The sequence below is a fragment of the Nibribacter koreensis genome (assembly GCF_039541795.1).
Lineage (GTDB): Bacteria > Bacteroidota > Bacteroidia > Cytophagales > Hymenobacteraceae > Nibribacter > Nibribacter koreensis.
The window spans coordinates 321,400-332,758 of record NZ_BAABGX010000003.1 but is presented as its reverse complement, the minus strand read 5'-3'; the positions used below and the strand labels follow the sequence as shown (position 1 = coordinate 332,758).

The following is an 11,359-nucleotide window of genomic DNA, read 5'->3' as shown; positions in this document are numbered from 1 at the left end:
TATGAAAAAGTATCTAATCCTTTTCACCTTCTTGCTGGGGGCCTCTGTAGCGGAGGCCCAGCAGAAGGCCCTGTCCAGTCAGTACATGACCAACTACTTTCTCTTGAACCCGGCCGTGGCCGGGTATGAGAAGGACCTCAACTTCAAGGCCGGCTTCCGGAACCAGTGGGTAGGGTTTGAGGGCGCCCCCCAGACCTTTTACCTGAGCGGAGAGAGCGCACTGTTCCAGAACAGCAGACGGCGCAGACGCGGCAGAATGCAGGGCTTCCATGGCGTGGGCGGGTATCTGTACACAGATAACACGGGCCCTACCCGGCAGACGGCAGTGCTGGCCTCTTACGCCTACCATGTACCCTTGAACCGGGAGCTATGGTTATCTTCTGGCATGTTTGTAGGGGCCCAGCAGTTCAAGTTTGACCCTAACAAAGTCCAGCTGGCCGACAATTCTAACCATTTAGACCCCGTGACAGCAAGCGGCCCTATCAACAAGTTCATGCCAGACCTGACCTTGGGCGTGAACCTGCACAATGAGCAGTTTTTTGCGGGCGTGTCTTTGTTTCAGGTGCTGGGCAACAAGTTCTTTGAAGTGGAGAACTCCACCAATGAAAGCCGCCTGTACCGCCACTTGTTTGTGTCTGGGGGCTATAATTTTGACGTGCAGAAGAACATCTCCCTCACTCCTTCCATCTTGTTCAAGTATGCAGAGCCGGCACCAGTGCAGGCAGACTTCAACCTAAAGGGCACCTACCACTTTAGCAAGCGCCGCCGCAACAAGAACGATGACCAGATTTGGGCCGGCGTTTCTTACCGCACGCAAGACGCCGTAGTGGCCTTGCTGGGCACGCAGTTTAAGGAGCAGTACCAGTTCTCTTACTCTTATGACATCACGGTTTCTAAACTAAGACCCTACAGCGCGGGTTCTCATGAGATCATGCTGGGGTTTAGGGTAAAGCAGTAAAAACCTGATTAGAACACGGCCCATTTCAGGGAATTTCTATCCATCCAAGAAGTCGTTTTTGGTCTGTTTTTCAGAAAACAGACCAAAAACGACTTCCCTGTTTTACAGGGATTCAGAAGTTTTTTCATCACCAGAACCATCCAGATTCTTGTACTTAAATGGGCCTGAACCGGAACTTAGCAAGGCCAGCCCCTGTTAGCCCCAGAATAACTTAAGAATGTAACTGGTTGGAGCAAAGGCGATTTTATAATTTAATGTAAAAAACCGCCGGAAAAACCATACCTTTGCGCCCTGAAAATAACCTCTGAATGCAAAGTATCCGCAACATCGCGATTATTGCCCACGTGGACCACGGTAAGACCACGCTGGTAGACAAAATCATCCACGCCTCAAAGATTTTTGACGCCCACCAACAGTTCGACGACCTCATCCTGGACAACAATGACCTGGAGCGGGAACGCGGCATTACTATCGTTTCCAAGAACGTATCGGTTCGTTACAATGGTGTTAAGATTAACATTATTGACACGCCTGGTCACGCCGACTTTGGAGGCGAGGTAGAGCGCGTATTGAAAATGGCCGACGGTGTTCTTTTGTTGGTAGATGCCTTTGAAGGCCCTATGCCACAGACCCGTTTCGTGCTAGGCAAAGCCATCTCTCTTGGCCTTAAGCCAATTGTGGTGGTAAACAAAGTAGACAAAGAGAACTGCCGTCCAGACGAAGTACACGAAATGGTATTTGATCTGATGTTCAACTTGGATGCCACTGAAGACCAATTGGACTTTGTGACCATCTACGGCTCCAGCAAAAACGGCTGGATGAGCACAGACTGGCAGAAACCAACGGATAACATCATCCCTTTATTGGATGCCATCATTGACGTAATCCCTCCGGCCCCTTCTGAAGAAGGCACGCCGCAGATGCAGATCACGTCTTTGGATTATTCTTCTTTTGTGGGTCGTATTGCCATTGGACGCGTTAAGCGCGGTACGTTGACAGAAGGCGCCAACATGAGCCTTTGCAAGCGTGACGGTTCTATCAAGAAGGTAAAAATCAAAGAACTTCAAGTGTTTGAAGGCCTGGGTCGCGTAAAGGTAGAATCTGTTTCTGCCGGTGAGATCTGCGCCGTAACTGGTATTGAAGGTTTTGAGATTGGTGACACCCTCGCCGATTTTGAGAACCCAGAGCCGTTGGAGCGCATCTCTATTGATGAGCCTACCATGAACATGTTGTTCACCATCAACAACTCTCCTTTCTTCGGGAAAGAGGGCAAGTTTGTAACATCCCGTCACTTGCGTGACCGTTTGTTCAAAGAGATGGAGAAAAACCTGGCCCTGCGCGTAGACGAGACCGACAAAGAAGATACTTTCTTGGTGTACGGACGCGGTATCCTTCACTTGTCAGTTCTTATTGAGACCATGCGCCGCGAGGGGTATGAGTTACAGGTTGGACAGCCACAAGTAATCTTTAAAGAAGAGAACGGCCAGAAAATGGAGCCGATGGAGCACTTGGTAGTAGACGTTCCTGAAGAGTCTGCTGGTAAAGTGATTGAATTGGTAACCCAGCGCAAAGGCGATCTAATGATCATGGAGCCGAAAGGCGACTTACAGCACTTAGAATTCAACATTCCGGCACGCGGCTTGATTGGTCTGCGTAACAACGTGTTGACGGCAACTGCTGGTGAGGCCATCATGAACCACCGTTTTGTAGCCTATGAGCCCTTCAAAGGCGCCATCCCAGGCCGTATCAACGGTTCTTTGATTGCCATGGAGACGGGTCCAGGAACGGCTTACTCTATTGACAAACTGCAAGACAGAGGCGTGTTCTTTGTTGATCCGGGCGAAGAGGTGTACATGGGCATGGTAATCGGCGAGCACTCTCGTCAGAATGACCTGACCGTGAACATCCAGAAAGGCAAGCAGTTGACCAACATGCGTGCCTCTGGTTCTGACAACAACGTGAAGATTGTTCCTAAGAAGCAGTTCTCTCTGGAAGAAGCCATGGAATACATCCAGAAGGATGAGTTGCTGGAGATCACGCCTAAGAGCATCAGAATGCGTAAGATTTACCTGGATGAGAACGAGCGCAAGCGCTACGGCGACAAAAACTAGTCTCATATATTCATAAAAGAAGAAGCCCGGCCAAATTGGCCGGGCTTCTTCTTTTATAGGCTGTTCCGTTTTTGGTCTGTTTTCTGGAAAATAGGCTAAAAACGGCCTCAATCCATTGGTTCATGTAAGATTCTATTTATAACGGCGGGCTTCTCTTTCTTCTCCAGCTCCTCACACCAGTTACCCTGCTCCTGCATTTCTATGGAAGGGTGGAGTAACCGTTCTTTAGGCTGGATAGTATAGAGGTTGGTAGGTTTTACAAAAGCAGAATGTTGGCCTACCAAGCAAGCGCAGGTAACTCCACCCTCCATTTTGGGACTGCTTTGCTTGCAATTTAATTAAGCTGTAAACAGTGAAGACCGCACCATGAAAGACCAGAAGAAAGAAGAAAAGGCCCAAGCCTCATCCAAGAAATCCACTGAAGCAAACACCCTCCAGAACCCCGTTGACAAATACCCCCAACCTCCTTTTAAAGGCCAAACCCAACCATGGCCTGGTTTGGCCAGCAAGATGGACCCAGTGCCTGACCACGGTGAGAAAAGCTATAAGGGTTCAGGCCGGTTGCAAGGCCGCAAGGCCCTCATTACTGGCGGCGACTCGGGGATGGGACGGGCGGCCGCCATTGCCTACGCGCGCGAGGGCGCCGATGTGGCCATCAACTATTACCCCACTGAGGAGGAAGACGCCAAAGAAGTAATTGCACTCATTGAGGCCGAGGGTCGTAAAGCCCTTGCTATTCCAGGAGATATACGCGAAGAAGATTTTTGCCAGAAACTAGTGAAGGAAGCCGTTAAGAGCCTAGGCGGACTGGACATTCTGGTGAACAACGCGGGCTATCAGCAAACGCAGGAGTCTATTCTGGACATCACTACAGAGCAGTTTGACTCTACCATGAAGACCAACATCTACGCGCCCTTCTGGATTACCAAAGCCGCCCTGCCGCATTTGAAACCCGGCTCCGTCATCATTTCCACCTCTTCAGAGCAAGCCACCGACCCCTCTCCTGACTTGTTTGACTATGCCCAGACTAAGGCGGCCAACACCAGCTTTGTGCGGTCTTTAGCCAAGCAACTGGGCTCTAAAGGCATTAGAGTGAACGGCGTGGCACCAGGCCCTATCTGGACCCCATTGCAGGTAAGCGGCGGCGCCACCCAAGAAAAACTGAAGCAGTTTGGCGGTGACACGCCCATGGGCCGCCCTGGCCAACCTGCAGAACTGGCGTCCATCTATGTGCAATTGGCCGCCAGTGATGCCAGTTATGCCACGGGACAAATCTATGCAGCTACCGGTGGCGGTGGACAGCCTTGATGCCTGAATGTAAAAGATAGCACTACAACTTGTGCCTTAAAAGAGATAGGGCCGCTAATAGCGGCCCTATCTCTTTTAATACCATTTTTTAAGCAAGTTTTATAAAGCAAATGCCTCAAAGCCGCTTAGAGCTTGTAGTTGCTTTTGCCCGCTTTTGGCCTGTTTTCTGGGAATTGGGGCAAAAACGAAGGTTTCTAAATTTCTTGCATGGGTTTATACATTAAGGCAGAATTACTTTTAATTGCTTGAATTAAGCAGCAGATCTCTCAAATGGCTTTATAGTTTCTAGCTCTTTTAACTTGGCAGTCATTTCCTCTTCCAAGTCATAATCATCTTGTAAACCAAGCCAAAACTTAGCAGAATTACTGAAGTAGTAACTCAATCTTAAAGCGGTGTCTGCGGTGATTCTCCTGTTGCCTTTCAAAATCTCAGATATTCTAGTCTGCGGAATCCCAATGTCTTTAGAAAGTCTATAGGCAGTTATGTTGAGAGGAGCCAAAAACTCTTCTTGCAATATTTCTCCTGGATGAATGTTGGGTAGTCTTTCCATATGCATGGTATTAATGGTAATCTAAAATTTCTACTTCTGAGGCTTGGCCACTATTCCACTTAAAGATGATCCGCCATTGGTCATTTATCCTGATGCTGTAAAAATCCTTTAGGTTCCCTGATAATTTTTCTAGCCTATTGGAAGGAGGTATCCGAAGGTCGGCAATGTCTTGGGAGTTGTGGAGCATCCTGAGTTTACGCCTTCCCACGGTCTGTATTTCCAGAGGCAGTTTAGCCACCCTTTCACCATTCCAGATTTTCTCTGTCTGCTTAGTGCCAAAAGATGTAATCATACTCCCGTTTTACGTTACTAACGTCAAAAGTAGGCAATTTGTTTGATCCATAAAAAAGCTATACCTGTGTTTTATAGACTTTTCCGTTTTCGGCCTATTTTCTGGGAATGAGGGCAAAACGGATTTTACTTCAAACCTGCTTACCTTCTTTTAAAGATTGTTACAATCTCCTTGAATCCAACTCCGGGCGGCAATGCTTGTTTCACTGTTAGAGAAGCTCCAGAAAGTGATTCTATCATCCATAATCCACCCTTCTGAAATTTTATCTTAGTACCATTTTCTAGCAACTCATACTTATCAGAACTCTCGGCGCTTGGCTGACAGATATTGCCTCCTTCCTTCAGGTAATATTCATTGTTACCAGTAAACTGATAAAGGTTGTCCTTTTCACAGGTAGGGGCATAATCAAGATTATTATGGCTTCTGTTTCCTGCGTTATCAATGGCATACACTTCTGTTCTCATCCATGTGCCAATCAATGTTGCTGGCTCATCTTTATCACAACTTGGAAAGATTAATAAGGCAAGCAATGCATAAATAATGTTTCTCATAGTAACAGGAAAAGAATTGTTAGAGGTAGATATACATCCAAATAAATCTTAAATATCAAATTTTAATTTGGATTCAAAACCAACTTCAACCTACCTAACCTCAACTACCCCCTTCTCCTCACTACTCTGCATGGCCAGCTCAATGATTCTAATCACATCCCGCGCCTGTTCTGGTTTTACTTCTAATGCTGCTTCCCCCAGAATAGCCTGCTTCACATTTTCATAAAAACCACGGTAATCGCCGGTTTCGCTTTCTACTTTGCCCATGAAGTGTAAGCCTTGCATGTTGGTGTTTAGTTGGCCCCAGAGGTGCTCTGGTTCTACGCCCCAGGTGGTGGGCAGGTCCTTCGGGAAGAGGCCTTGCTTGAGGGCTTCTTCTTGCACGTCCAGGCCGTGTTTCAAGAAAGAGCCTTTATCGCCGTGCAAGATGTAACGGGGGCCGGGCTCACGGACCAGCATGCCCGCGGTTAGAACCACTTTGAGTTTGTCATAGAAGAGCACCGTCTCAAACTTGTCTGGGATCTGGCTTCCTTCGCGCTGGGTTCTTATATCAGCAAAAACTGCTTTTGGCATGCCAAACAAAGTCAAAGCTTGGTCAATCAAGTGTGAGCCCAAGTCATAGAGAATGGTGGTACCGGGCACGGCCTCCTCTTTCCAGGTGTTGGGCCGTATGGCGTTCCTGAACCGGTCAAAATGGGCACGGTATTCCACCAGGTTGCCCAGTAGTTCTTGTTTCACCAGTTTCTGGATGGTTTTAAAGTCACTGTCCCACCGGCGGTTGTGGTAGACGGTGAGCATTTTGCCTTGCGCTTTGGACAGGTCAATCAGTTCATCAGCCTCGGCAGAAGTGACGGTGAAGGGCTTTTCCACCACCACATGTTTACCTGCCAGCAAGGCTTCTTTGGCCAGGGAATAATGCGCGCTGTTGGGCACGGCCACAATGACCAGGTCAATGTTATCGTCGTTAAAAATATCCTGCACGTTGGACGTCACCACCGCTTTGGGGTAACGGTCATTGGCCAAGCGTATGTTCTCATCCCGTGACTCTCTGATTCTGGTCAGTTCTAAACCGTCTACGGCGTCCACAAAGGGCGCATGAAACACCTGCCCGGCCATGCCATAGCCTATTAATCCTACGCGTATCATCCTGCTAATTTTTAAGATGGGTCCAGCAAGCCAGACATACTTCCAAAGAAAATCAATTGCGGTGAGCCTTGCTACCCTCCCCCGTAATTAGACGAAGAACCACCGACTAGCGTTTTTGGCCTCCTTTCCAGTAAACAGGTCAAAAACGAGGCACATCTACAAAAGCCTTTCTACTTTTCAAACTACAAAGTAGGAAAGCTACCTTGGTAAACTTCAAAAGGGTCATCCGTATTTGTACTATATTTTCAGAAACGGGCCTGAATAAAGACGTAATTCACTCATTTTCAAGCGCTAAAACCTGCCCTCAGTGCTCTGATATCAACTATTTTTTACGTAAATAGCATATAGTATTCAGGAGAATACCTACCTTTGCATATCTATTAAAATCAAAAAATGAAAAACGGTAAAGTAAAATTCTTCAATGACTCCAAAGGATTTGGTTTCATTAAAGATGCAGAAACAAACGAAGAGTACTTTGTTCACGTGTCTAACCTGGTAGACGAGATCAGAGAGAATGATGATGTAACTTTTGAGCTGAAAGAAGGCAGAAAAGGTTTGAACGCTGTTAATGTGAAGCTTGCATAAGTTTTAATATATATCAGTTTCATAAAAAAGGGCTTTGCATATATGCGAAGCCCTTTTTTTGTATCTTACTGTGGGGAACGCTTGGTACCGTTCCCTGCCCACCATTTTCTACGCTTTTACCTTTTACTCCCATGACCCGGAACCGCAGTTGGTATCTTTTGCTTTTGCCCGTCCTCCTTTTGGCAGGCTATTTTATTTTTGGTTTTGCTGGCCAGACAGAGGCCCAGGTACCCGTCGCCTCCGCTAAAAAACCAACCCAAGAGGTAGCTACTACCCCGCCACCTACTACCGCGCCGGTAGCCGCAGACCCCAACGCACCGTTCAAAGAAGTGAAAGCCACCGCGGCCTCCATCCTGGCCAGACCGCAGGTGCCCATCTTGTGTTACCACCAGATTCGCGAGTGGACGTCTAAAGACGGCAAAGTAGGCAAGGACTACATTGTGAAGCCCGCCGAGTTCAAGGCCCAGATGAAAATGCTAGCCGACAGTGGTTACAACACCATCCTGCCCGACCAACTCTACGCCTACCTCACAGAAGGCAAGCCTCTGCCGTCCAAGCCCATCATGCTCACCTTTGATGACACCAAACTGGACCAGTACACCGTGGCCAAACCTGTCATGGAAAAATACGGCTTCAAAGGTGTGTTCTTCTTGATGACCGTTTCCATTGGCCGTCCCAACTACATGACCAAGGCGCAGATCAAAGAGCTCTCTGACCAAGGGCACGTGATTGGCTCGCATACCTATGACCACCACAACGTCAAAAAATACGAAGCCAAAGACTGGATTACCCAAATTGAGAAACCCACCAAGCAACTGGAGGCCATCACCGGCAAACCCATCCGCTACTTCGCGTACCCGTTTGGCTTGTGGAGGCCAGAAGCCATCCCAGAACTGCAGAAGCGCGGCTTCGCGGCGGCTTTCCAACTAGCCACCAAACGCGACCAGCAGGACCCGCTCTTCACCATCCGGCGCATCATTGCTAGCGGCTACTGGAGCACCCGCACCTTGCATAACAGCATTAAGAATAGCTTTTAGTAAGAGAAGCAGGAATGGCAGAGGCATACCAAGTGCATATAAATACAGTTCCTAAAAGGATTAAAAAGATATCTGATTACCTACTAGGTTCTGTTATTGTCCTTTTTGTCTTGTTCTATTTTATTGAGCCTTTCGTCATTTTAAAAACCTTCGATATTTCTCCAAATTTCTCTTGGTATACTGTAGGTTTCTTATTCGCATTGGCAGTGTTATCCTTTGCCTTGCGGGGTATAAAAAGGAATAAATCAGCTACGCTTACTATTCAATCTGATGCGATTACCCTTGAAAGTCAGCACGACACTTTAAGAATATGCTACAGGGATTTGAACCGCATTTCATTTGTTATTCAAATGTTTGCCATAAAACCCCACAGAGTAGAATTCATCTTTCACGATTTTCAATTGACCAGAATCAGGTTAAAGTCAAGTGACGATTTCTATGACATAATGGATAGTCTATATGATCATGCTCCTAGCACCTTAGAAATAGATATTAATCCTATGGAGTCAGAGGACCATTTCAAGAAAGAGATAAGTTAAATTAACCAGTTTACCTTCTCCCAAAACAAAACCCGTTTTTGGCCTGTTTTCTCAAAATCAGGCCAAAAACGGGTTTTCGCTTTCTATAGAAAATTCAAGCGCTAGAAGAGAGAATGAAAACCGATGCCTGACAAACACAGTACATCTTTCTAACCTAACGACTTTTAAAACTATGGATAGCATCAACCAAAATCAGCCCGAAAAAAACCACCAGGACCTGCACGGCGCCGAAGCTGCCAAAAAAATGAAAGATTTGGCAGAAAACGCCGAAAGCTGTTTTTTCTGCACCAACATCAAAGCCAGCCAGCCCATCACCACCCGCCCCATGGCAGTCTTAAAAGCAGACGAAGCCGGTAATTTCTGGTTCCTGACCTCAGACGATTCGCATAAGATAGAAGAGCTCCAGCAAGACCCGTTTGTGCAGCTGATGTTCCAGGGCTCGGCACACTCAGACTTCCTGACGGTGTACGGAAACACCGAGGTGAGCAAGGACAAAGCCATGATCAAGGAACTCTGGAACCCCATGCTCAAAACCTGGTTCACCGAAGGCATAGACGACCCCAGAATCACCGTCCTCAAGGTAGTGCCCACTGGCGGTTACTACTGGGACAACAAACACGGCAACGCCGTCGCATTTGCCAAACAAGCCATTGGCGCGGCCACTGGCGTCACGCTAGACGATTCCATTGAAGGAAAGCTGGACATGAAATAAGAGCCAGCATCTTACTTCTTATAAAACCAGAAAAGCGTTTTTGGCCTGTTTCCTAGAAATCAGGCCGAAAACGCTTCTTTTTTAAATCCCTTCTACCTGAGTGAGAAGGTTAGGATGAGGGGGTTGGCAATGGAGACAAAAAGGTGATGCAGCTCCTGTAGAGACCAGGCACCGCCTTGTCTCTGACGCATTCCAGATTAACAATGCGCGTGGACACAAGCGGACGCTTGCGCCATGGTACTACATAAAACGCTAATCTTTGTCCTCAAATAACGAGCAACCAGTAACCAACAACGAAACAACTAGCACTTCTCTAGCGCCTGCAGAATGTCGTTCAAGATGTCATCTGCGTGCTCCAATCCTACTGAGATTCTGATGAGGCCTGGCGTGATGTTGACGGCCAGCCGCTCCTCTTCGGTGAGTTTGGCGTGCGTGGTACTGGCGGGGTGCGAGGCAATGCTACGCGTATCTCCCAAGTTAGCGGTGAGCGACAGCATCTTCAGGCTGTCTAAGAATTTCCGGCCGCTTTCCAGACCGCCGGTGAGTTCAAAGCAGAGCAGTCCGCCGCCGTTTTGCATCTGCTTTTGGGCGATGGCATATTGCGGATGACTTGGCAGAAACGGGTACTTTACCCAGCTTAGTTTAGGATGGTCTTGAAGGGCCGTGGCTATTTTCAAGGCGTTGCCAGCGTGGCGTTCCATGCGCACATCCAGGGTCTCCAGGCTCTTGCTCAACACCCAACCGTTGAAGGGAGAAAGCGCTGGGCCGGTGCTCCGGCAAAAAAGGTAGATGTCTTTGATAAGCTCCTTCTTCCCTACCACTACGCCACCCATCACGCGACCTTGGCCGTCAATCCACTTAGTAGCGGAGTGCACCACCAGATCAGCGCCAAAGTCAATGGGCTTCTGGTTTACGGGCGTAGCGAAACAATTGTCTACATTGAGCAGGATGTTGTGCTTTTTAGTCAGTTGCCCTACCCACTCCAGGTCAATGAGGTCCAGCCCCGGGTTGGTAGGCGTCTCTATGTAGAGCATCTTAGTGTTGGGCCGGATGGCGGCTTCCCATTCTTCGGGCTTGTCGGCGGGCACGTAGCTGTACTCAATGCCGTACTTGGGCAGATATTTGGTGATGACCGTGTGCGTGCTTCCGAAGATGGAATTGCAGGAAAGCAGATGGTCTCCCGCTTTGAGCAGGGCCATGAACGAGGCAAACACCGCACTCATGCCAGACGCCGTCGCAAAACCCGCCTCCGCTCCTTCCAAGGCCACCATCTTGTCTGTGAACTCCTGCACGCTGGGGTTGCTGAACCGGCTGTAGATGTTGTCCTCCGTCTCATCAGCGAAGGCGGCGCGCATGTCCTCTGCATTGTCAAACACAAAGCTGCTGGTCAGGAACAGCGGCGTGGCGTGCTCCATTTCCTGGGTGCGTTCGGTTTGGGTTCTGATGGCTTGGGTGATGGGATGGTAGGTTTGCTCTTCCATTGGTTTCTTTGTTTGAATGCTCTTGCCGTGGTTGGTGCCCTCACCAATCACCTCAACTGCTTATTAAGCTGTAATACGCTCTACTGCCT

At 48.3% G+C, this 11,359-nt stretch carries 12 protein-coding genes; 7 read left to right on the top strand and 5 right to left on the bottom strand.

Features of this window, described 5'->3' with window-relative positions; genetic code table 11:
* The first annotated feature begins 1 nt into the window (after position 1).
* The 3 genes from ABD880_RS16835 (at position 2) to ABD880_RS16825 (ending at position 4,377) form a co-directional block, all read left to right on the top strand.
* A complete protein-coding gene (locus ABD880_RS16835) occupies positions 2-958 on the top strand; it encodes a PorP/SprF family type IX secretion system membrane protein (RefSeq protein ID WP_345168703.1) in 957 nt (318 codons plus the stop codon).
* 308 nt (positions 959-1,266) lie between these two features.
* Positions 1,267-3,069 (top strand): translational GTPase TypA, encoded by a 1,803-nt coding sequence (gene typA / locus ABD880_RS16830; protein WP_345168701.1) that lies wholly within the window; start codon positions 1,267-1,269, stop codon positions 3,067-3,069.
* 366 nt (positions 3,070-3,435) lie between these two features.
* The gene (locus tag ABD880_RS16825; protein WP_345168698.1) at positions 3,436-4,377 is read left to right on the top strand and encodes an SDR family oxidoreductase; all 942 of its coding nucleotides are present in this window, start codon (positions 3,436-3,438) and stop codon (positions 4,375-4,377) included.
* 250 nt (positions 4,378-4,627) lie between these two features.
* On the opposite strand, the gene ABD880_RS16820 is transcribed toward ABD880_RS16825, so the two are convergent.
* From ABD880_RS16820 to ABD880_RS16805, 4 genes are all read right to left on the bottom strand, one after another.
* Entirely contained in the window at positions 4,628-4,927 is a 300-nt protein-coding gene (locus ABD880_RS16820) for a HigA family addiction module antitoxin (protein ID WP_345168696.1), read from the bottom strand.
* Between the two features lie 10 nt (positions 4,928-4,937).
* Positions 4,938-5,219 (bottom strand): type II toxin-antitoxin system RelE/ParE family toxin, encoded by a 282-nt coding sequence (locus tag ABD880_RS16815; RefSeq protein WP_345168693.1) that lies wholly within the window; start codon positions 5,217-5,219, stop codon positions 4,938-4,940.
* A gap of 140 nt (positions 5,220-5,359) precedes the next feature.
* On the bottom strand, positions 5,360-5,770 hold the full coding sequence (locus tag ABD880_RS16810) for a lipocalin-like domain-containing protein (RefSeq protein ID WP_345168691.1): 411 nt from the start codon (positions 5,768-5,770) through the stop codon (positions 5,360-5,362).
* Positions 5,771-5,860: 90 nt separating this feature from the next.
* Positions 5,861-6,916: an oxidoreductase gene (locus tag ABD880_RS16805; protein WP_345168689.1), complete on the bottom strand. Its 1,056-nt coding sequence runs from the start codon at positions 6,914-6,916 to the stop codon at positions 5,861-5,863.
* 393 nt (positions 6,917-7,309) lie between these two features.
* Between ABD880_RS16805 and ABD880_RS16800 the strand changes: the two genes are divergently transcribed.
* From ABD880_RS16800 to ABD880_RS16785, 4 genes are all read left to right on the top strand, one after another.
* Entirely contained in the window at positions 7,310-7,501 is a 192-nt protein-coding gene (locus tag ABD880_RS16800; protein WP_066505718.1) for a cold-shock protein, read from the top strand.
* 131 nt (positions 7,502-7,632) lie between these two features.
* Positions 7,633-8,538 (top strand): polysaccharide deacetylase family protein, encoded by a 906-nt coding sequence (locus ABD880_RS16795; RefSeq protein WP_345168683.1) that lies wholly within the window; start codon positions 7,633-7,635, stop codon positions 8,536-8,538.
* A 14-nt stretch (positions 8,539-8,552) separates the two neighbouring features.
* Positions 8,553-9,077, top strand: a complete 525-nt coding sequence (locus ABD880_RS16790; RefSeq protein ID WP_345168679.1) for a hypothetical protein — start codon at positions 8,553-8,555, stop codon at positions 9,075-9,077.
* Between the two features lie 172 nt (positions 9,078-9,249).
* Positions 9,250-9,789 carry a pyridoxamine 5'-phosphate oxidase family protein gene (locus tag ABD880_RS16785; RefSeq protein WP_345168676.1) on the top strand — a complete coding sequence of 180 codons (540 nt, stop codon included), beginning with the start codon at positions 9,250-9,252 and terminating at the stop codon, positions 9,787-9,789.
* A gap of 302 nt (positions 9,790-10,091) precedes the next feature.
* Here the strand turns inward: ABD880_RS16785 and ABD880_RS16780 are convergent, their stop codons facing one another.
* A complete protein-coding gene (locus ABD880_RS16780; protein WP_345168673.1) occupies positions 10,092-11,270 on the bottom strand; it encodes a trans-sulfuration enzyme family protein in 1,179 nt (392 codons plus the stop codon).
* Positions 11,271-11,359 lie beyond the last annotated feature (89 nt).

Coding starts and splice junctions, on each gene's coding strand:
- ABD880_RS16835 (WP_345168703.1), top strand. CDS start 2: ATGAAAAAGTATCTAATCCTTTTCACCTTCTTGCTGGGGGCCTCTGTA.
- typA (WP_345168701.1), top strand. CDS start 1,267: ATGCAAAGTATCCGCAACATCGCGATTATTGCCCACGTGGACCACGGT.
- ABD880_RS16825 (WP_345168698.1), top strand. CDS start 3,436: ATGAAAGACCAGAAGAAAGAAGAAAAGGCCCAAGCCTCATCCAAGAAA.
- ABD880_RS16820 (WP_345168696.1), bottom strand. CDS start 4,927: ATGGAAAGACTACCCAACATTCATCCAGGAGAAATATTGCAAGAAGAG.
- ABD880_RS16815 (WP_345168693.1), bottom strand. CDS start 5,219: ATGATTACATCTTTTGGCACTAAGCAGACAGAGAAAATCTGGAATGGT.
- ABD880_RS16810 (WP_345168691.1), bottom strand. CDS start 5,770: ATGAGAAACATTATTTATGCATTGCTTGCCTTATTAATCTTTCCAAGT.
- ABD880_RS16805 (WP_345168689.1), bottom strand. CDS start 6,916: ATGATACGCGTAGGATTAATAGGCTATGGCATGGCCGGGCAGGTGTTT.
- ABD880_RS16800 (WP_066505718.1), top strand. CDS start 7,310: ATGAAAAACGGTAAAGTAAAATTCTTCAATGACTCCAAAGGATTTGGT.
- ABD880_RS16795 (WP_345168683.1), top strand. CDS start 7,633: ATGACCCGGAACCGCAGTTGGTATCTTTTGCTTTTGCCCGTCCTCCTT.
- ABD880_RS16790 (WP_345168679.1), top strand. CDS start 8,553: ATGGCAGAGGCATACCAAGTGCATATAAATACAGTTCCTAAAAGGATT.
- ABD880_RS16785 (WP_345168676.1), top strand. CDS start 9,250: ATGGATAGCATCAACCAAAATCAGCCCGAAAAAAACCACCAGGACCTG.
- ABD880_RS16780 (WP_345168673.1), bottom strand. CDS start 11,270: ATGGAAGAGCAAACCTACCATCCCATCACCCAAGCCATCAGAACCCAA.